We start from the raw sequence: 20,204 nt of genomic DNA, 5'->3' as shown, positions 1-20,204 counted from the left end.
GAAATAAAACTTTACCGGGGTTTGCATGAAGATACAAATCGAGCCCGGGTGTCATGCATCACAGCATCAATCCCGGGCTCGACTAGCACGTTCTTAGTCGTCGGTGAGGGTGACTCCGACGCCGCCAACGAGCGAGGAAGCAATGTTGTACAACACCGCTCCGAGCATCGAGAGCACGGAGATCACCACAACATTGATCACCGCGATGATCGTTGCGTACGAGGCCACCTGGCCCAGCGAGACGACATCTCGCAGGTCGAAGGTTCCCTCGGCGCCGATTGCGTCACGCATCAGCTGGTTGAAGGAATCGAAGGTTCCGGTCAAATCCAGCAGTGCCCAGATAGCAACGGATGCCACCACGGTGATCACACCGAAAGCTACCGAAAGCAGGAAGGCAAGTTTGAGTACCGAGAACGGTTCAACCTTCGAAGCTAGCAGTCGCGCCTTGCGCACCTTCGCCTTCGGTGCCGGGCGGACGAGGCGCTCCTGCGACTGGGTTGGGCGCTGCTGGCCGGTTCCCGGACGCGGTGCCCCGGCGGCTGGACGCGGTGCTCCGGAAGCTGGGCGCTGCTGTCCGGTCGGCGCCGGTCGGGCGCCGGTCGGCCGGTTGCCATTCGAGGTTGGCGCTGGGCGCTTTACCTGGGTAGGTCGCGGCGCTGCGCTCTTCGGGGCGCTGCCACTTGGGCGAGGCGTCGAGGGCGTGCTCATGCGTTACCTCCGTTATCGGTGTCATCGCTCTGTGCGTCCGAAGCGATTTCAGGCACAGCAGATGACTCATCTGTCATGTTTTCTGAATTCAACGTTACGGCATCTTCCTCCAAGTTCTCTTCGAGCTCCGTCTCAGAGTTCTTGGCAACCGCAATAATATGGTCCTTCTTATCGGGCTTCGCAAAGATCACGCCCATGGTGTCGCGGCCCTTGGAAGGGACCTGCGAAACTGCCGAACGGACGACCTTGCCCGAGGCCATCACCACGAGCACCTCATCGCTGTTGTCAACGATCAACGCACCGACCAATTCGCCGCGTTCCTCGTTGAGTTTGGCGACCTTAATGCCCAAACCACCGCGTGATTGCACACGATATTCTTCGACCGTGGTGCGCTTCGCATAGCCCTCGTTGGTGACGGTGAAGACGAAGGAGTCCGCGCGGACCACCTCGGCGGCGAGCAGTTCGTCGTGCTCGCGGAACTTCATTCCGGTCACCCCGGAGGTGGCGCGGCCCATCGGACGCAGCGCCGTATCGTTCGCGGTGAAGCGCACCGACTGGCCCTTGCGTGAGACGAGCATCACGTCATCTGATTCGCTAACGAGCTGAGCGGAGACCAATTCGTCATCTTCGCGCAGGTTGATGGCGATCACCCCGGCGGTGCGGTTGGTGTCGTAATCCTCCAGCCGGGTCTTCTTCACCAGGCCGTTGCGGGTGGCGAGCATCAGGTACTCGGCATCCTGGTAGGTACGCAGATCCAGCACCTGGGCGATGTGCTCATCGGGCTGGAAGGCCATCACGTTGGCTACGTGCTGGCCCTTCGCGTCACGTCCTGCTTCGGCCAATTCATAGCACTTGGTGCGGTACACCCGGCCATGGTTGGTGAAGAACAGCAGGTAGTTGTGCGTGGAGGTGACGAAGAAGTGCTCCACCACATCATCCCCGCGCAAGTTGGCGCCCTTGATGCCCTTGCCGCCGCGCTGCTGCGAACGGTAGTTGTCGATACGGGTGCGCTTCACATAGCCGCCGCGGGTGATGGTGACCACCATTTCCTCTTCGGGAATCAGGTCCTCGACGTTCATATCGCCGTCGAAGCCCATGAGCACCTTGGTGCGGCGGTCGTCGCCGTGCTTGTCCACGATCTCGGCAAGTTCTTCTGAGACGATGGTGCGCTGGCGCTGCGGATCGCCGATGATTTCCTTGAATTCGGTGATCATCGTTTCCAGCTCGGCGTGGCGATCCTGGATCTTCTGGCGTTCCAGGGCGGCCAGCCGGCGCAGCTGCATGTCGAGGATGGCACGGGACTGCGCCTCGTCGATGTCCAGCAGTTCCATCAGTCCGTCGCGGGCCGCTTCGGTGGTGGAAGAGCGGCGGATCAACGCGATCACCTCGTCCAAGGCGTCCAAGGCCTTGAGCAGGCCGCGCAGGATGTGGGCCTCTTCTTCGGCCTTCTTCAGCCGGTACTTGGTGCGGCGCACGATCACTTCGATCTGGTGGGTCACCCAGTGGCGGATGAAGCCATCCAGCGGCAGGGTGCGCGGCACCCCGTCGACGATCGCGAGCATATTCGCGGAGAAGTTCGACTGCAGCTCGGTGTGCTTGTAGAGGTTGTTCAGCACCACCTTGGCCACGGCGTCGCGCTTGAGCACGATCACCAGGCGCTGGCCGGTACGGCCCGAGGTCTCGTCGCGCATATCGGCGATGCCGGCGATCTTTCCGTCGCGGACCAGCTCGGCGATCTTCACCGCGAGGTTATCCGGGTTCGCCATATACGGCAGTTCGGTGACCACCAGACAGGCGCGTCCCTGGATTTCCTCGACGTTGACCACTGCACGCATGGTGATCGAGCCACGGCCGGTGCGGTAGGCATCCGAGATGCCCTTGGTGCCCAAGATCATCGCGCCGGAAGGGAAGTCCGGGCCCTTGACCCGCTGCATCAGCGCGGCAAGCAGCTCTTCGCGGGAAACGTCGGGATTCTGCAGGTACCACTGCACGCCCTCGGCGACCTCGCGCAGGTTATGCGGCGGAATGTTGGTGGCCATGCCGACCGCAATGCCCGAGGAACCGTTGACCAAGAGGTTCGGGAACCGTGCCGGCAGCACCGATGGTTCCTGGTTCTTGCCGTCATAGTTGTCCTGGAAATCAACGGTGTCTTCGTTGATGTCGCGGACCATTTCCATGGCCAGCGGGGCCATCTTGGTTTCCGTGTAACGCTGGGCGGCGGCGCCATCGTTGCCCGGAGAGCCGAAGTTGCCCTGGCCCAGAGCCAGCGGATAGCGCATCACCCAGTCCTGGATCAGCCGGACCAGCGCATCGTAGATCGCGGTGTCGCCGTGCGGGTGGTACTGGCCCATGACCTCGCCGACCACGCGGGCGCACTTATTGTATGAACGGTCCGGGCGGTAGCCGCCGTCGTACATTGCGTACAGCACGCGGCGGTGCACCGGCTTCAGCCCATCGCGCACGTCGGGCAGCGCGCGGCCCACGATCACGGCCATCGCGTAGTCGAGGTAGGACCGCTGCATTTCGGTCTGCAGATCGATCTGGTCGATCTTGTCGTGGCCCTCAAGTGCGGGCACGATTTCCCCGTCCAACGGTTCGTTCCCCGGGGTTTGCTCGTCGCTCATTTCATCCCTTTACAAGTCAAAATTCGTTACTGGTTATCGTTTCGCTGCGCGGAGCGCGAGTTAGATATCCAGGAAGCGCACGTCCTTGGCGTTCTGCTGAATGAAGTTGCGGCGGGACTCTACGTCCTCGCCCATCAGCACGGAGAAGACCTCATCCGCGGCGGCCGCGTCATCCATGGCCACCTGGCGCAGAACACGATGGGCCGGGTCCATGGTGGTGTCCCACAGCTCCGAGTAGTCCATCTCGCCCAGGCCCTTGTAGCGCTGGATGCCGTTTTCCTTCGGGATGCGCTTATTCGCGGCGGCGCCCTTGACCAGGGCATCATCGCGTTCGCGGTCCGTGAAGACGTACTCGTGGGCCGCGTTGGTCCACTTGATGCGGTACAGCGGCGGGCTGGCCAGGTACACGTAGCCGTGTTCAATCAGCGGACGCATGAAGCGGAAGATCAGCGTCAGCAGCAGCGTGGTGATGTGCTGGCCGTCGACGTCGGCGTCGGCCATCAGCACGATCTTGTGATAGCGCAGCTTGGCCATGTCGAATTCTTCGCCGATGCCGGTGCCGAAGGCGGTGATCATCGCCTGCACCTCGGCGTTGCCCAGCGCACGGTCCAGTCGGGCACGCTCGACGTTCAGGATCTTGCCGCGCAGCGGCAGGATGGCCTGGGTGTGCGGGTCGCGTCCGCGTTTGGCCGAGCCGCCTGCGGAGTCACCCTCGACGATGAACACCTCGCACTCGGCGGGGTTCTTCGAGGAGCAGTCCGAGAGCTTGCCGGGCATGCCGAAGGATTCCATCGGCGACTTGCGGCGCGCATTATCGCGTGCCTTGCGGGCTGCCATGCGCGCCTGGGAGGCGAGCTGGGCCTTGCGGATGATGTCGCGGGCCACATTCGGGTTGCGCTCGAACCAGTCGCCCAGTTCGTCGTTGACCACACCATGGACGAAGCCGCGGGCCATCGAGTTGCCCAGCTTGGTTTTCGTCTGGCCTTCGAACTGCGGTTCGGAAAGCTTCACCGAAAGCACCGCCGTCAACCCTTCGCGGGCATCATCCCCGGAGAGGTTGTCGTCCTTCTCGCGCAGGATCTTGTTCTCACGCGCGTAGCGGTTGAGCAGCCCAGTCAGCGCCGCGCGGAAGCCCTCCTCGTGGGTACCGCCCTCATGGGTGTTGATGGTGTTCGCGTAGGTATGCACCGATTCCGAGTAGGCGCTGGTCCACTGCATGGCGATTTCAACGCTGATGCCGCGGGCAGTGTCTTCGGCCTCGAAGGCGATGACCTCCTCGTGCACCAGCTCGACCTTCTTGGCGGAATTCAGGTGCTTGACGTAGTCCAGCAGGCCGTCCTTGTACAGGTAGTCGACCACGCGGGGCTTGACGACCTGGTTCTCCCGCTCTTCCTCGACCTCGGCTTCGACCTCTTCGACGACGCGTTCATCGGTCAGGCGGATACGCAGTCCCTTATTCAGGAACGCCATCTGCTGGAAGCGGGCACGCAGGGTTTCGAAGTCGAACTCCACGGTTTCGAAGATTTCCGGGTCCGGGTAGAACGTCTGGGTGGTGCCGGTGACGTCGGTTTCTTCGCCCTTGGTCAGCGGCAGGGTGGTGACCCCGCCGTTGGCAAAGGAAATCCGCCAGGCATGGCCCTTCTGGCGCACCACTGTATCGACGCGGCGGGAGAGGGCGTTGACCACGGAAATGCCCACACCGTGCAAACCGCCGGAAACCGCGTAGCTGCCTCCGCCGAATTTACCGCCGGCGTGCAGGATCGTCATGACGACCTCTACGGCAGGTTTCCCTTCGGTTGGGTGCATGTCGGTGGGAATGCCACGTCCATTGTCCTCGACACGGACACCACCATCGTCCTGCAAGGTGATGTCGATGGTGTCGCAGTAGCCTGCCAATGCCTCATCGACGGAGTTATCGACAACCTCGTACACCAGGTGGTGCAGGCCTCGTGGACCGGTGGAACCGATGTACATGCCCGGACGTTTGCGTACCGCTTCGAGTCCTTCGAGGACGGTAATGTCCTGGGCGCCATATGTGTGTTCGACTTTGGAAGTCATCGATTCCGCGGGTACTTGGCTTTCGGCCGGTTCCTGCGGTGAAGCGTTTTCGGTAGACACTTGTGCTACGAACTCCTCGAATTTGGCGCGCGATTCCCTGCCGCTCCTGAGTGAGGTGCGTATCAAGAAATCATGGTCGGGTGCTACGAGCGCAGGGCGTACCTGCACAACGCGCATTCACTACCGCTAATTCTACCGCGTTTGGCAAAATATATAGGGATCCTGAAGCTCAAATCGGCTGTGGCAGCCACAGAATCATCTCTCTGAGCCGTTGAGGGCGATCCGGTGAGGGGGGAGCCAGCCACCGGGTCCGTTAGAGCGCCATATGCCGTGCCAGCATTTTTATCCGTAGGTGTCCCGTGGTCCACGCCCGGCGACCGAACGCATTCCGTGCCGCCACGACGGGGCATTGGGGCCCAGAACCTTGATGACGGTCACGATCCCTGGGCCGAGTTCGGCATCGATTTTCTTCAAAATTTGGTGGCTGAGTAGGCGTAACTGAGTGGCCCAAGAGGTTGAGTCGCAGCGCACGACGACCACCGTATCTTCAAAGGATTCAGGTTTGCAGTGCGCCGCAACGTTTTCTCCGACAAGTTCTGCCCACCGGCCAAGAACCGAACCGACGGCAACTTGCGTATTCCAGCCACGGGATTTGGACATTCTGTTGACGATTTCGCCGATGGCATGCGGGTCCCGGGCAGATCCCACGCTTGCGGCGCCCTTGGGAGCGGCAAATCCGCGACGAGCCGTCTGCCGTTTCTTCACCCGTTCCATTCGGGCCGCATCGATTCTCGCTTCTCCGCGTTCCACGGCAAGCTTGCGCATTCGATTGAGCAGCGCTTTAGCCGAGTCGAGCTCTTCCTCAGACATCGCTGACCCGGCCGGGGCTGACTTGGAAAAAATGCCCTTTCAAGGCTTCAGGGACATCGGCTGCAACCGCGGCCGTGACAAGAACTTGTTCGGCCCCGGACACAATATGAGCCAGCCTGTCCCGTCGAGTCGCATCCAACTCCGCAAAGACATCATCGAGGATCAGGATCGGACCCGAGCCGGTTCGAGGATCGTCATCGCCAAAGACCCGGTAGGCAGCCAAACGCAAAGCGAGCGCAAACGACCAGGTTTCTCCATGTGAGGCATAGCCCTTCGCCGGGGTCGCACCCAAGGTCAACGTCAGATCGTCCCGATGTGGGCCGAAGAGAGAAATTCCGCGATCCAATTCGCGTGATCGGTTTGCTTCGATGGAATTTAGCAATAATTCCCGAATCTCGTCCTGGCCCATTCCCTCAAGATCGTTGACGGGAAGAGAATTCTCATCGGTCTCTCCCTCGAGCGAGGAGCGATAGATTGCACCGGCGTGCTTCTTGCCATCGGCGAGATCCGCATAGGCGGCTTCCATGTATGGACGCAAAAGCGCCAAGACATTCAGCCGTCCACGGATGAGGCGTGCCCCGCAGTTCGCAAGCTGCATGTCCCAAGCCTGCAGGGTACTTTCCTGCGAGGAATTCAACTTGGATTTCCCGCGGATCGACTTCAGCAACGCATTGCGTTGCTTCACGATTCGCTCGTAGTCGTTTTTGGTGCCGGCTTCGATGGGCCGCAGGGAGATGAGCATCTCGTCCAGAAAGCGGCGACGGTTTGAGGGATCGCCCTTGATCAGGGCAAGGTCCTCAGGAGCAAAGAGGACCGTTCGAACGAGTCCGAGAATTTCACGTGCTCGCACCGGATTAGCCCGATTGATCCGGGCACGGTTGATCTTGCCGCTGGTAATTTCCACCTCGAGCGAGGAGGTCTGGGAACCGCGATGCAAGGTTCCGCGGATCAGTGCGCGTTCGGAACCGAATTGAATTAACGGGGCATCGTTGCTGACCCGGTGCGAGGAAAGATTCGCTAGATAGCCGATGGCCTCAACAATGTTAGTTTTGCCCACACCGTTGGGGCCGACCAGCACATTAATGCCCGGGGCAAGTTGCACGTCGGCCTGCACGTACGAGCGAAAGCTCGTGAGGGAAAGCTGCGAGATATACACCGAGAGTCCTGGAATCTGCGGAGCGGTGGATGGCCAGGCCATCCACCGCGAGGTTGTTGCTAGTTCGAGTTTGGCAATCGAACGGGCATGACCAGGTACCGGTACTGGTCCTGATCGTCTTCGTCGATCTGCTTCTGACCGGTGATCATCGCAGGTTTAGGTGCGCTGGTGAAGGAGAAGCGCACGTAGTCGGTGTTGAAGGAGCCTAGGCCCTCGCTCAGGAACGTGGGGTTGAACGCCACGGTGATGTCTTCACCCCGAAGCGAAGCAACGATTGCCTCTTCGGCCTGGGCATCTTCGCCGGTTCCCGCATCCAGGGTCAGCTGACCGTCGGTGAAAGCCATGCGAACCGGGGTATTGCGTTCGGCAACCACCGAGACTCGGCGTACTGCTTCGATGAGATCGCTGGTACGAACGGTCGCATGGATGGGGGTGTTGTCCGGAAACAGCGAACGAATCTTTGGGTAGTCACCATTGATCAGCAGCGATGTGGTTCGGCGATTGGCGCTTTCGAAACCAATCATTTCGCCGTTGGGGCTGATAGCCAGCTTCAAATCACCGGCGCTCGAAAGCGTTTTCGCGACTTCACTCAAGGTTTTCGCCTTGATCAAGAATGAGGTAGAAACTTCTGGCTGGTTAGGGGACCAGTTCAGTTCGCGCATCGCCAAGCGGTAACGGTCGGTAGCCAGGAAGGTAATGAGATCGTTTACGATTTCTACCTTGATGCCGGTGAGAACCGGAAGAGTATCGTCTTTGGACGCAGCAACGATGACCTGCGATACGGCTTCGGAGAAGGCTTGTCCATTAATGGTTCCCGCAACTTCTGGAAGTGCAGGAAGCGTCGGGTATTCATCCACGGGCATGGTTGCCAAATGGAAACGAGAACGTCCACAGGAGACCGTAATCTTCGTGCCATCGGTTTCCAGGGTCACAGTTGAATTCGGCAAAGAGCGGGTAATTTCCGCAAGAAGCTTGCCAGAAACCAGCACTTCACCCTGTTCGGCTATGTCGGCAGGTATTTCAATATGGGAGGAGATCTCGTAATCAAAACCCTCAAGGCGGACGATGCCCTCATGGGTAGTGATCAAAATGCCAGCAAGCACTGGAGATGGTGGACGCTGCGCTAGAGACCTTGCGGTCCAAGAAACGGCGTCTGCCAATACATCCTTTTCAACGCTGAACTTCACGAAAAATCCGCCTTTCGGAACCCATAAGTCTTAAGTCAGGCCAAGAAGCTTGTTTCCCGCCAAGTTCTTAAGCATAGAGCAGGTAGCTACACGATATCTCCACTTAATCTTGCCACGACTTTCCCCGTGAAGCTTCATAGAAGGTTCCGGGGTGTGCAGTGCAGCGAACTTATGAACAAAAAATCGTTCAAAACGGGTGTACGGGGAGAGGACTCGTTATTTGGATGAATAAGTGTTTAAAGGAAGTAGTGTTAATAACCCCTGTGGATACTGTGGATAACCGTCTCGATCCCATAGATTGAACCAATTGTGCATGTGAACAATCTGTGACTGGGAGTGACACTCAGTTCCAGCACCCTGTTGAAACTCAGTGCCACTCTTTTCGCAGTCCACACTCGAGGGGCTTGTTATGCGCAGGTTGTCTCCAAGTACTCCACAGCCTTATCCACAGCTGTGATTTTCGTGAATTAGTGCTCGCGCTGGCTTTGTTTGATGCGGTTTGTCAGCTCCGTCACCTGGTTGAAGATCGCACGACGTTCGGCCATCAGTTCACGTATCTTGCGATCCGCGTGGATCACGGTGGTATGGTCACGTCCGCCGAGTTCGGCACCGATCTTTGGCAGAGACATGTCGGTCAACTCCCGCAGCAGGTACATAGCGATCTGACGTGCAGTGACCAGCGTTCGAGTACGTGATTTGCTGTTCAGCTCATCAATGCTCAAGCCGAAGTATTCGGCGGTCTGCTTGATGATGGTTGAGGGCGTGATCTCCTGGGCACCATCGGCGCTGATCAAATCCTTCAGAACGGTTTCGGCCAGGGCAAGGTCTACTTGCTGGTTATTCAATGAGGCGAAGGCCGTCACTCGAATGAGGGCACCCTCGAGCTCACGAATATTAGTAGAGATGCGTGAAGCGATGTATTCCATTACGTCGCCCGGGGCAGATAGGTTCTCGGCATCCGCCTTCTTGCGCAAGATCGCAATTCGAGTTTCCAGTTCAGGCGGCTGGATATCGGTAAGCAAACCCCATTCGAAGCGTGAACGCATTCGATCTTCAAAGCCCTGGAGCTGCTTAGGTGGCAAGTCGGAGGTGATCACTACCTGTTTATTGTGATTGTGCAGGGCATTGAAGGTGTGGAAGAACTCTTCTTGCGTCGCGTCCTTATTTGCCAAGAACTGAATATCGTCAATCAGCAGAATGTCGACATTGCGGTAGGTCTGTTTGAAACTGGCGCCCTCGTCATCACGGATGGAGTTGATGAAATCGTTGGTGAATTCTTCGGAATTCACGTAGCGAACACGAATGCCCTTGTAGAGGTGACGCGCGTAGTGCCCAATCGCATGAAGTAGGTGCGTCTTGCCCAAGCCAGAATCGCCATAGATGAATAGCGGGTTGTAGGCCTTTGCAGGAGCTTCGGCAACGGCAACGGCGGCCGCATGCGCAAAGCGGTTCGATGAGCCGATCACGAAGGTATCGAATATGTACTTCGGATTCAGGCGACCGAACTCTTGGGAATTCGAAGGGGGCGTTGGCTGGGGCGCCGGCTGTGGACGTGGGCCGGGAGTCTCCGGAACCGGGGCGGGTGTGGAAACAGGTGCTGGTTTTTCTTCGACCGGTTGTTCGACGTCTTCGGCCAAAGACAGGTCGACGCTTACCGCGCAACGAATATCGTCCTGGAAGACTTCGCGCAGTGCTTGATCCAGCGGCTCGCGCAGTTGAGTCTGCAGAATGTCGCGGGTGAGGTCGTTTGGCACTGCAACAAGAAGGGTGCTTCCGATGAGACCCTGGGGCTTGGCTAAGGACACAAACGGACGGTGGCGGGCCTTGACCCGATCGTCGTCTTCAATCTTGCGAATGACTTGGCGCCAGGAGCTCCCAATACTATTGGTCTCGTCGCTACTCACTAAGGGCGTCCCACTTCCATCATTTAATGCAATGTTGATCACACAAAACCCGATTTCGGGCTTTATTTTCGCCATTTTGGCGATGCCATCACCATTGATTCTATCCACTATCCACATGGTTATGCACAGTCCGGTGGAAAAAGTTAGCAGTTTGGCTGTGGAAAACGTCTTTTCCCTTGAAATCTAGGCTTTTCAGGGACGCCTTGACGTGGTTTTTCCTGCCAAAATGTGAGTTGCCTTTTGTTGAAAGCTGTCGTAATCCACAAGTTTGGGGTAGATTATTCACAGGTAACGCTCTGATATTCACAGGGACGCTGTTACCGCGCGCCAATTTGACCTACGGCTCGAATTTTCCTATCGTTATTCAGTCCTATGTGTGCGTTTTGTGACCTGCTCAGTTTTTAGAAGAGCCCGCGAAATCACGCATTTTATAAAGAACGAGCGTCAGCCTGTTGTTATCCAGCTAGCTAGTAGCGGGTACGGCGCATCACTTAAATTTCTTGGAGTGTCACCGTGAGCAAGCGGACTTTTCAGCCAAACAACCGTCGTCGTGCTAAGAAGCACGGTTTCCGTCTTCGTATGCGTACCCGTGCGGGTCGCGCAATCCTTTCGGCTCGTCGCGGCAAGAGCCGCACCGAGCTTTCCGCATAAATTTGTGGATCAGCTTTTGGCTGCATAGTTCTGATGGACTTAACTAGATCCGTCTAGGCCAAAAATGTTGCCAAAGAATCAGCGATTGCGCTTAGCGCAAGACCTTACAGTCACTGTACGTTCCGGCGCCCGAAGCGGACGCCGGAACGTCGTGCTATATGCACGCCCTCGCCCCGAAGGGGTCGTGGGGGACCGGTTTGGATTTATTGTCTCCAAGGCAGTGGGAATTGCGGTTAAGCGGAACCTGGCGAAACGTCGCATGCGCGAAGTTGCCCACGAGCTTAGGCGCGTGGATGGAAACCTGGATATCGTCGTTCGTGCCCTTCCTGGAGCCGCCGAGCTCTCCTGGGACGAGCTGCGAACGCAGGTTAACACTGCTTTCGCATCCGTGCTTCGTAAAACAGAGGTCCGCTGATGCGTAAGGACTTAGCTTTCCGAACCGGACCGGTGTGGTTCATCATTGATATTCCACGCAATCTTCTTATCGGGTTTCTTAAGTTCTACCGAAAGATCATCTCGCCAATTTATGGCGATGTATGCCGATACTTTCCTAGCTGTTCTGCCTATGGGCTCGAAGCGGTGACTCAGCATGGTGCCGTCAAAGGCATCGTTTTGACTGCCTGGCGGGTTCTCAGGTGCAATCCATTTTCCCACGGAGGCGTAGACCACGTTCCGGAGGGTCCACGGATTTGGCCTGAAGGTAAACTGCCGAGGATCATAGTTCTGAATCATCCTGTGATTCCCGACGATGAAGACGCCGCGGATAGCGGCCACAAGGAGCTTGACCGCTAATGAACTTTCTAGACACCATATTGACTCCGTTCACGTATTCCGTGTCGTGGGTCCTGTGGGCCTTCCACGAACTGTTCACCATCATGGGTATGGACGGGGGCTCGGGAGTGACCTGGACCTTGTCCATCATCTTCCTGGTTCTGCTCATCCGTACATTGCTGATTCCGGTCTTCGTCAAGCAGATCAAGAGCCAGCGTGCGATGCAGGCGCTGCAGCCCGACCTGCGCAAGCTCCAGGCGAAATACAAGGGCAAGACCGACCAGATGTCGCGTCAGGCCATGGTGCAAGAACAGCAGGCGCTGTTCAAGAAGCACAAGACCAACCCACTGTCTTCCTGCCTGCCTCTGCTCGTGCAGATGCCATTCTTCTTCGCACTCTTCCGCGTGCTTAACGAAGCTTCCCGTGCCAGCGATGACGGCCGTTCAATCGGTGCCTTGTCCGCAGATCACATCCGCAGCTTCGACCAGTCCTCGATCCTCGGGGCGCCGCTTTCCGAGACCTTCTTGGGCACCATCAACTCCGGTGCCATCAACTGGGCAGTAATCATCGTTGCTGTCATCATGATCCTCGCGATGACCGCCTCGCAGTTCTTCACCCAGCGCCAGCTGATGACCAAGAACATGAGCCAGGAAGCCCTGCAGGGCCCGTTCATGCAGCAGCAGAAGATGATGCTGTACATCTTGCCTCTGGTCTTCGGCATCGGTGGTATTAACTTCCCAATTGGCGTGCTGATCTACTGGACCGCATCGAACCTTTGGACCTTGGGACAGCAGTTCTGGGTCATTCGCAACAACCCAACTCCAGGCTCTGAAGCAGAACGCGAACTTAACGCTCGTCGCGCTGCCAAGGGTTTGCCTCCTGTGGGACAGAAGAAGCTGGATGAGTCCGAGACCCCAGCGATCGAAGAACCTAAGGGCCAGCGCGAGCAGCCAAAGCGTAAGAATCGCCGGAAGAAGTAGTCATGACTGCAACTGAGAACACCGAAGTAACTGAGCTGACCGATCAGGTCGAGCAAAATGAAGAGGTAGTCGACGAAGGCGATGTTGCCGCGGACTACCTAGAGGAACTGTTGGATATCGCCGATCTCGATGGCGACATCGACATCGAAATCCGTGGCGGACGAACGTACATTTCCATCGTTGCTGACGAAGCTACCACCGATCTGAACAGCCTCGTAGGCAAGGACGGTGAGGTACTCGATGCACTGCAGGAACTAACCCGCCTGGCTGCTCTCAATGCCACTGGCGAGCGTTCACGCCTAGTCTTGGACATCGCCGGCTACCGCTCAAACCGTGCCGAAGAACTGCAGCAGCTTGCCACGCAGGCCATCGCCGAAGCACGAAATTCGGGACAGCCAGTACACCTCGATCCGATGAGCGCGTACGAACGCAAGCTTGTTCACGATGTCATTGCGGATGCAGGACTACATTCGGAATCCGAAGGTGAATCCACCCGTCGGCACATCGTTGTATCGACGTTGGATAACTAAGTAATTCGCACCGCGCGTTTTCAATCGTTCAAAGGAACTATGCAATGACTGAGGACCTCAGCCTTACAGCAGCGGAGACCGTAGCTGCCGAGAAGATTTTCGGCGACCGACTGGATCTTGCTAAGCGCTACGTAGCGCACCTAGCTACGTCAGGCATTGAACGAGGGCTGCTTGGCCCGCGTGAAGTCCCTCGTCTGTGGTCCCGCCACGTGCTCAACTGTGCCGTGATCGAGTCGTTGATGGAGCGCGATGCTGAAGTAGCCGATGTAGGCAGCGGTGCGGGCCTGCCTGGCCTGTGCTTGGCCATCGCACGTCCGGATCTCAAGCTGACGCTGATTGAACCCTTAGAGCGCCGTTGCATCTGGCTTACAGAAGTGATCGACGACCTCGGTCTGGACAATGTGACCGTGATGCGTGGACGCGCCGAGCAGATGACTGAGACCATCAATGCCCGTTATGTGACTGCACGAGCGGTCTCGGCGTTGAGTAACCTTGCAGGCCTGACCATCCCATTGCTGCACGGTCAGGGTGACCTTATCGCCATCAAGGGACGTTCTGCCGCAGAAGAAATTGATAAGGCGCAGAAGGTTATTCGCAAGCTTGGTGGTACCGAAACCAAGGTAGTAACTGTCGGTGAAGACATGCTGGAAGAAGTCACCACGGTGGTTCAAATCAAGGTTGGTTAATACTTAGGCGTTAGTCTTTAAGTAGCTTTAGATGCGGAATAACCCAAGACCTGAGTATCTTTCGAAATTCAGATTGAACGCATACTAAGACGTTTGTTTTAGCGTGTTTCACGTGAAACATCGTCGGTGGGTTCATGGATTTTGGACGCATCATTTCACGAGGAGGAGTTTCACCTTTGTCCAAGGCTAAAGGTTCGTCGAGCAACGTTTTTGACTTTAATGATTCTTCTTCGCCGTTAGCTAGTCAGCTGGCCAATGAACACAGGCGCCGCGAAGCGATTTCGGAGCGCGAAGTCCCGACGCCGCCGAAGACTCGATACCTCACTATCTCCAACCAAAAGGGTGGAGTCGGCAAGACGACCACGGCAGTTAACCTTGCGGCGGGTTTGGCCAAGAGCGGACTGAACGTTCTAGTGATCGATATCGACCCGCAGGGCAATGCATCGACGGCACTAGGCATTGAGCATCACTCGGAAGTCGATAGCATTTACGACGTGCTTATCAATGACCTTCCTTTGGCAGATGTCATTGCGACTTGCCCTGACCTACCCACATTGGAAGTGGCTCCGGCAACTATTCACCTCGCGGGTGCTGAAATTGAACTAGTTTCTCTGGTGGCCCGAGAGCAGCGACTGCAGCGAGCATTGGATGACTATGCTCGCACTCGTCAACGCAAGGGACTTCCTCGTCTGGATTACGTCTTCATCGACTGCCCACCGAGTTTGGGTCTATTGACTGTCAACGCATTTGTGGCTGCCAGGGAAGTGCTCATCCCAATTCAGTGTGAGTACTACGCGTTGGAGGGTCTGAGCCAGCTTCTGAAGAATATAGAGATGATTCAAAAGCACTTAAATTCAAAATTAACTGTTTCCACGATACTGCTCACCATGTATGACGGCCGGACCAATTTGGCGGCTCAGGTAGCCAACGAAGTGCGGGAACATTTCCCAGAGCAAGTTCTCGGTGCTGTCATACCTCGATCTGTACGCATCTCGGAAGCCCCGAGTTACCAGCAGACCGTAATTACTTACGACCCGAGCTCTACCGGCGCGTTGTCTTATATGGAGGCAGCCATAGAGATCGCCGAACGAGCGGTAAAATCCTAAGATAGATCATTCTAGATAACAAGGTCTGAAATTCACTTGTTTTTCGTTGTTTTTAGGATAGAAGCTACGTCTTCAATAGACCCGTGACTCCCTAAAAGGAAAATTGTCAACATCCCCCTAGTTAGTCACGTAAACAGTAGACTAGTCGTGGGTTGAGAATTTGGATGAAAAGGAGTGCCGCTATATGGCTGACAAGAAGCGTGGCTTAGGCAGAGGGCTTGGTGCGCTGATTTCCAGTTCGCCATCCGGGGCTGTGACAGAGATTAAAGACGATGTTTCACGTGAAACATCGACACCTGCCTCCGACCAGAGCAAGACAAAGACAGCTCGTCCTGTAGACATGTTCTTTGAGCCGGGACGCAAGTCGGCTTCCTCTGCGCCGAAGGCGGCACCTGCAAAGAGTGCGAAGAAGCCTCGGGCGGCAATGCCTGGACTCAACACGACTGTCGCGCCGCGCAAGACCGAACCTGTCCCGCAGAGTAACGATCGGGGAACGGTGCTGGAGGAGCCAGCAAATGGCTTGGTAGACGTACCGGGAGCTCGTTTTGCTGAACTCAGCGTTGACCAGATTCATCCGAACCGTAAGCAACCCCGAACAAATTTTGACCAGGAACATATGGATGAACTCATCCATTCGATTCGGGAAATTGGCCTGCTCCAGCCAATTGTTGTTCGCCCCTCGCGCGAAGACAACGATGCACCGTACGAACTGGTCATGGGTGAGCGTCGCTGGAGGGCGACCCAGGCCGCAGGACTGTCTACGATTCCGGCTATCGTCCGAGATACGCTGGATACCGACCTACTTCGTGATGCACTTCTTGAGAATCTTCACCGTTCGCAGCTCAACCCACTTGAAGAGGCCGCGGCTTACCAGCAGCTTCTTGAAGAATTCAATTGCACTCAAGAAGTACTTTCGGATCGCATTGGGCGATCACGCTCGCAGATTTCGAACACAATCCGGCTGATGAAGCTGCCAGCCCTAGTGCAGCGACGAGTGGCCGCCGGCGTATTATCAGCCGGGCACGCACGTGCACTACTCGGTTTATCCAATGGTGAAGCTATTGAGCAGCTTGCACAACGTATCGTCAATGAAGGTTTGTCAGTCCGTGCTACGGAGGAGGCGGTAGCACTTAGCGGTGATAAGCCAGCTAAGAAGACCGTTAAACCACGAGAGAACCAACGTAACGAGCGACTTGATTTTTTGGCCACGTCGCTGGCTGATCGTTTGGACACAAGCGTCAAGATCCAATTAGGTAGCAAAAAAGGTAAAGTCAGCATCGAATTTGCCTCGGTTGAGGACCTGAATAGAATCATGGAAGTCTTAGATCCGGATTTGAAGAAGTAGCTTCTTGCTCTAGCGGCGTCGGGTATGTTTCACGTGAAACATACCCGACGCCGCTATTTCTTATCCACCTACGTGCAGCGAGCCGGACATTCTGGTCGCCCCTTGCGCGCTCACTAACGGGTCAAACTTGCCGCGACTGGAGGAGTTGCCCAAACTAGGCTGTACATGGCTTCTGAGGGGCTGCACAGAGCCGCACGGGCCCCTAGAAGGCCAGCATCATTAGCCGAGGATGATGCACCCCTGTCAGCCGAGGAAACAGATCAGTGGTGACCCGTGAAAACACATATACCGAAAAGCGGAACACTCCGGCGCCTGACAGTTCTCTACTTAGTATTCGGACTCCACCCAATCTTGACCTCATTGAACCGTGATTGGCTTTGCTAAACCAAAAAACGGTCCGATATAACTTGTTTGATCTAGGATTCCTTGTGGCTGAAGTCTCTTCTCAATCAGTACTGTTGAAACCGTTGTTTTGATTCGCGCAGGCAAACCCTCAAGTGTTCACCTTCGGAGCTGTCAGTAGTCTGCTCGTTGGTCGCGTAGTCGTGGATACACGAGGGCGGTAGCTGCACCTCTGATTGAAGCAATTTTCGACGCCTAGCATGAATGTCATATCGAATGCTCTTGAACAAGCTCACATGAGGGTAGGTCAAGCCGCAACAAGCTAGACTCTATGCCGTTCAAGGTGCACTTGGGATAATCTGATGGTTGGCTCAGCATGGATGCGTAGAGCTGGGAGACGCAATAAGTGATCAAGTCGTTTACTACTCGAATTTGGCCATGACTGATAGATGCACGATAGGGGAGCCGTTGACCATCTGGGTGGCCCAGTCGTGTTCATATAATGCGACGGTTAACAGCAGTATCTATCTTGAAGTGTGTCGTGGATAAGAAGGCGGACTTTGATCATTCGAACGGCGAATGCGATGGCTTAGAAGGTTGTCGCTATAGGTGACCGTTGATGTACATTTCCGCTGTCTGCCTTTGGGCGGTCCTTCATGGCCGCCAACAGGTTCCTGTCGCTTGAAGGGGTGCCAACTAATTTCCGGGAAAACGACGATCATGTTTTGAGAACTCATGACTGGTGAATATTAGTAGACTTGGGGATCATGCAGTATTGCCTTTAGGAGCCAGCGTTATTGCCGCTGTGGACCAGTAGTCCTTGTCGAAAAGCGATTAAGACTATGCAGCGAACATATCTTGATTCGAGCGGGGAAATATTGCGGTTCTTGCCTTCGGGGGTGTCCCATATTGTGACTTCGCCAGGGCTCGGAATTATTCGTTAAAGGCGGTTCCAGTAAACTCAGGTAGGAACCAACGGCGCGATTGAATACCGGAAGAATGAGTTTCTGTCAGAGGTCAGTCATTCACTAGACTCGAATACTGCGCCGATACCTTCCTAACGGGGGTGGTGCCGTAGGCTACGTGATCCAGGGGATCGGTTAGGGCGACTTGGATGACCAGTGATTATTGATCCCACTGGGATCCGCTGATCTACTTAGTTTCATTACCTAGAACCGTTGAATAGCCAGTTGCTCGGGACCCTAAGTGCAGCCTAGGGGTGGCACATAAGCATCATCCATGCTGTGAGGCCCACCAGCCTTCGGAGTTGCGCATCCTGTGGTAACTCAGTGCTTCATCAATTCTGTACCGTCAACGGACTACGGGCATGATTTTCTTGTGAACAGGCCGAGCAATGATTGCATCAGCATTGTCCGTGGACAGCGATTTTCATTTTCGTCGCATCGCGTATAGCTGTCCATCGTAATTTTGGAGTCCGAGAACAAGTAGGTTTATAGCTGTTCGGCACCAGCAAAGACTCAGCGGCTTGAAAGAACCCAGTTGCCAGCGTTCGAAAGAAGGAACCGGCATTCCCTCTTTCTCAAGGATGGTAGATAACCGAAGGGTTCTTCCTTCTTGGCGTCGAAGTAATCGAGGCGCGTTGAACGGATTGTGTTGCTTCCTCGCTAGCTCGGGAGCGTTCATGCGACTCTAGAAGTCCGTATAGAAAGGCAATGTTCGGTGGCTCGCAAGGCTCCGAAAACTCATGTATCCAGGAATAGAATCATCGGCTTTTCAGTGGCGTCGAGGACGCTGATATTTGACCGTAGGTTTAATCCGGGTTCCGAATGCTCGAGCGTAGTTGGTTCAAAATTGGTAGGCGCGACTGATGCTGGTTCCGTCAAATCTCTGATTTGTATTCAAAAAATCAGAATATCTTGGAGGCGAGGCATGCGCTGTTTCACGTGAAACATGGCGCCATGGATCGGCTGGCATCGGAAGTAGTTTTGCGTTGATGGGGCTCATGGAAATTCCCCAGAGTTGATTACCGAAATTCCCCAGCTCACGAGAGCTGAACTAGCAGAGTTGCTTGCGTCCCGGTAGTGGCCTTTCTGAGTTGTTGGGCGGCATGATGATTGTGCAACCGATACGATTCCCCCGTCGAGGTTCAGCACCACGGACCGAGGCAAAAGCTTGCCGAGCATGGGCTCGGCAAGGGTGGCATCCCCGATGATCTCGCTCCAAGCACCAACAGGCCGATTGGTCGTGATGACGATACTGGTTTTCAAATACCGCTGATTGCTCACCTTGAACAGGGCCGAAGCCGACGCCCCGGGAGTGGGAGGGTACCCAGCTCGTCAATGATCAATAGCGTGGGGCCGGCGAAGTAGCGCATGGTCGATGACCAGTGCCCGTCGATGGCGGCCTTGTGGCAGCGTGCGGCCAGTTCGGCCGCGGAGGCGAAATGGACGCGGTATCCGGCTCCCCGCTGCCCGCCCCAGGCCCGCGCGAGGTGCGTTTTCCGCACGCCGGGCGGGTCAATCAGCAGGACGTTAGTCGCCGTCTCGATCCACCGACACGTTCCCGGTTCGTTGAGCAGGGACAGGTCAATGCCCTGGGCAAGGACAAGATCGAAGGTGTCCAGCCGTGCCTCGGTGGGAAGGCTGGCGAAACGCAGTCTGCCGGCCAGCCTCCTGGATTCTTCCCTGTCGATGTCCACGGACATGACCCGGGCAGGGCTTCAGCCGAGGCCGTAAGCGTGTGCACGGTCAGGTAGGACGCAGCTGTTGGCAGATGCACGTCTGGGGCGGATCGGCCAAGGAGATTGAGGTGCTCTCGTTCATGAGAGTCGGGTCCTTCCCTGGGCGGCGCGTTCGTAGGCGGCCAAGGGATTCGTAGCAGATGCCAAGGTGTACTAAGGTGTTTCGCGAAGGACTGCGGCGGCAGCCAGGGGCTCGATTCCCCGCGGGATCCGTTTCCTGCGACGATGGGGACGTGCGGTGTTGGCCCCGGCCATGGACGCCTGGTTCAACGCGATCACGTTGCCCATGTCCCTGATGGTGTCACCCAATCCGTTGGCCGCGCGCTGGTGTCGGGCAATAACGGTTCCGTCTGTGACTGCGATATCGAGATGGCCGGTGCCCAAACGGTGGCTGATCATCACTTGGGCGGCTGCCTCGAGGCGGTGCGGATTTCGGTCTGGATCACCGGGCACGGGGCGGCCGGGGAGCCGAGGTGCTCGGCGGCGGACATGGCCTTGCACGTGGTTTTCCCCGCGGGGATGCGTCTGTCGCGTGCATCTTGGGAGGCGGCAAAGCACTAGACGGAGCTCTGCGCCTATTCGAAG

Annotated in this window: 16 protein-coding genes and 1 pseudogene; 8 read left to right on the top strand and 9 right to left on the bottom strand. The window is 56.5% G+C overall.

All coding sequences use genetic code 11. The features are described 5' to 3' along the window. Positions 1–93 precede the first annotated feature (93 nt). The 7 genes from ACT3UA_RS02160 to dnaA form a co-directional block, all read right to left on the bottom strand. A complete protein-coding gene (locus ACT3UA_RS02160) occupies positions 94–708 on the bottom strand; it encodes a DUF3566 domain-containing protein (RefSeq protein ID WP_096282914.1) in 615 nt (204 codons plus the stop codon). Beyond that, complete coding sequence (gene gyrA, locus ACT3UA_RS02155; RefSeq protein WP_096282913.1) at positions 705–3,332, bottom strand: DNA gyrase subunit A; 2,628 nt, start codon at positions 3,330–3,332, stop codon at positions 705–707. The genes ACT3UA_RS02160 and gyrA overlap by 4 nt, the downstream gene beginning before the upstream one ends. A 60-nt stretch (positions 3,333–3,392) precedes the next feature. After that, positions 3,393–5,390, bottom strand: coding sequence for a DNA topoisomerase (ATP-hydrolyzing) subunit B (gene gyrB, locus ACT3UA_RS02150; protein ID WP_217990321.1), 1,998 nt, complete (start codon positions 5,388–5,390; stop codon positions 3,393–3,395). A 342-nt stretch (positions 5,391–5,732) separates the two neighbouring features. Further along, entirely contained in the window at positions 5,733–6,260 is a 528-nt protein-coding gene (locus ACT3UA_RS02145) for a DUF721 domain-containing protein (RefSeq protein ID WP_444615397.1), read from the bottom strand. Further along, positions 6,253–7,416 (bottom strand): DNA replication/repair protein RecF, encoded by a 1,164-nt coding sequence (gene recF, locus ACT3UA_RS02140; RefSeq protein ID WP_096282999.1) that lies wholly within the window; start codon positions 7,414–7,416, stop codon positions 6,253–6,255. Before recF ends, ACT3UA_RS02145 begins: the two co-directional genes overlap by 8 nt. 59 nt (positions 7,417–7,475) lie before the next feature. Next, on the bottom strand, positions 7,476–8,603 hold the full coding sequence (dnaN, locus tag ACT3UA_RS02135) for a DNA polymerase III subunit beta (protein WP_096282911.1): 1,128 nt from the start codon (positions 8,601–8,603) through the stop codon (positions 7,476–7,478). A 467-nt stretch (positions 8,604–9,070) separates the two neighbouring features. Then, the gene (gene dnaA / locus ACT3UA_RS02130; protein ID WP_096282910.1) at positions 9,071–10,507 is read right to left on the bottom strand and encodes a chromosomal replication initiator protein DnaA; all 1,437 of its coding nucleotides are present in this window, start codon (positions 10,505–10,507) and stop codon (positions 9,071–9,073) included. A gap of 513 nt (positions 10,508–11,020) precedes the next feature. Between dnaA and rpmH the strand changes: the two genes are divergently transcribed. The 8 genes from rpmH to ACT3UA_RS02090 all read left to right on the top strand — a co-directional run bounded on the left by rpmH (position 11,021) and on the right by ACT3UA_RS02090 (position 16,576). Continuing rightward, positions 11,021–11,158 carry a 50S ribosomal protein L34 gene (rpmH, locus tag ACT3UA_RS02125; protein ID WP_096257183.1) on the top strand — a complete coding sequence of 46 codons (138 nt, stop codon included), beginning with the start codon at positions 11,021–11,023 and terminating at the stop codon, positions 11,156–11,158. A 64-nt stretch (positions 11,159–11,222) separates the two neighbouring features. After that, positions 11,223–11,573: a ribonuclease P protein component gene (gene rnpA / locus ACT3UA_RS02120; protein WP_096282908.1), complete on the top strand. Its 351-nt coding sequence runs from the start codon at positions 11,223–11,225 to the stop codon at positions 11,571–11,573. Continuing rightward, positions 11,573–11,950: a membrane protein insertion efficiency factor YidD gene (gene yidD, locus ACT3UA_RS02115; protein ID WP_096282907.1), complete on the top strand. Its 378-nt coding sequence runs from the start codon at positions 11,573–11,575 to the stop codon at positions 11,948–11,950. The genes rnpA and yidD overlap by 1 nt, the downstream gene beginning before the upstream one ends. After that, positions 11,950–12,909 (top strand): membrane protein insertase YidC, encoded by a 960-nt coding sequence (gene yidC, locus ACT3UA_RS02110; RefSeq protein ID WP_096282906.1) that lies wholly within the window; start codon positions 11,950–11,952, stop codon positions 12,907–12,909. Before yidD ends, yidC begins: the two co-directional genes overlap by 1 nt. Positions 12,910–12,911: 2 nt before the next feature. Then, on the top strand, positions 12,912–13,439 hold the full coding sequence (locus tag ACT3UA_RS02105; RefSeq protein WP_096282905.1) for a Jag family protein: 528 nt from the start codon (positions 12,912–12,914) through the stop codon (positions 13,437–13,439). Between the two features lie 44 nt (positions 13,440–13,483). Next, positions 13,484–14,125 (top strand): 16S rRNA (guanine(527)-N(7))-methyltransferase RsmG, encoded by a 642-nt coding sequence (gene rsmG / locus ACT3UA_RS02100; protein ID WP_096282904.1) that lies wholly within the window; start codon positions 13,484–13,486, stop codon positions 14,123–14,125. 134 nt (positions 14,126–14,259) lie between these two features. Next, positions 14,260–15,231 (top strand): ParA family protein, encoded by a 972-nt coding sequence (locus ACT3UA_RS02095; RefSeq protein ID WP_255248295.1) that lies wholly within the window; start codon positions 14,260–14,262, stop codon positions 15,229–15,231. 184 nt (positions 15,232–15,415) lie between these two features. Further along, positions 15,416–16,576: a ParB/RepB/Spo0J family partition protein gene (locus tag ACT3UA_RS02090; RefSeq protein ID WP_096282900.1), complete on the top strand. Its 1,161-nt coding sequence runs from the start codon at positions 15,416–15,418 to the stop codon at positions 16,574–16,576. Positions 16,577–18,879: 2,303 nt separating this feature from the next. Here ACT3UA_RS02090 and ACT3UA_RS02085 read toward each other — a convergent pair. Continuing rightward, positions 18,880–19,583 (bottom strand): annotated as a pseudogene (locus ACT3UA_RS02085) (ATP-binding protein). Between the two features lie 189 nt (positions 19,584–19,772). Further along, complete coding sequence (locus ACT3UA_RS02080; protein ID WP_255248293.1) at positions 19,773–20,072, bottom strand: hypothetical protein; 300 nt, start codon at positions 20,070–20,072, stop codon at positions 19,773–19,775. Positions 20,073–20,204 lie beyond the last annotated feature (132 nt).

Source organism: Glutamicibacter sp. 363 (assembly GCF_052379505.1).
Classification (GTDB): domain Bacteria; phylum Actinomycetota; class Actinomycetes; order Actinomycetales; family Micrococcaceae; genus Glutamicibacter.
The sequence above is the reverse complement of the archived record's forward strand: the minus strand, read 5'-3'. Positions and strand labels throughout refer to the sequence as shown.

What these genes read in the sequence shown, in the direction of transcription:
- ACT3UA_RS02160 (WP_096282914.1), bottom strand. Translation starts at nt 708, where the DNA reads ATGAGCACGCCCTCGACGCCTCGCCCAAGTGGCAGCGCCCCGAAGAGC.
- ACT3UA_RS02090 (WP_096282900.1), top strand. Translation starts at nt 15,416, where the DNA reads ATGGCTGACAAGAAGCGTGGCTTAGGCAGAGGGCTTGGTGCGCTGATT.
- rnpA (WP_096282908.1), top strand. Translation starts at nt 11,223, where the DNA reads ATGTTGCCAAAGAATCAGCGATTGCGCTTAGCGCAAGACCTTACAGTC.
- gyrA (WP_096282913.1), bottom strand. Translation starts at nt 3,332, where the DNA reads ATGAGCGACGAGCAAACCCCGGGGAACGAACCGTTGGACGGGGAAATC.
- ACT3UA_RS02145 (WP_444615397.1), bottom strand. Translation starts at nt 6,260, where the DNA reads ATGTCTGAGGAAGAGCTCGACTCGGCTAAAGCGCTGCTCAATCGAATG.
- gyrB (WP_217990321.1), bottom strand. Translation starts at nt 5,390, where the DNA reads ATGACTTCCAAAGTCGAACACACATATGGCGCCCAGGACATTACCGTC.
- rsmG (WP_096282904.1), top strand. Translation starts at nt 13,484, where the DNA reads ATGACTGAGGACCTCAGCCTTACAGCAGCGGAGACCGTAGCTGCCGAG.
- yidD (WP_096282907.1), top strand. Translation starts at nt 11,573, where the DNA reads ATGCGTAAGGACTTAGCTTTCCGAACCGGACCGGTGTGGTTCATCATT.
- ACT3UA_RS02105 (WP_096282905.1), top strand. Translation starts at nt 12,912, where the DNA reads ATGACTGCAACTGAGAACACCGAAGTAACTGAGCTGACCGATCAGGTC.
- ACT3UA_RS02095 (WP_255248295.1), top strand. Translation starts at nt 14,260, where the DNA reads ATGGATTTTGGACGCATCATTTCACGAGGAGGAGTTTCACCTTTGTCC.
- yidC (WP_096282906.1), top strand. Translation starts at nt 11,950, where the DNA reads ATGAACTTTCTAGACACCATATTGACTCCGTTCACGTATTCCGTGTCG.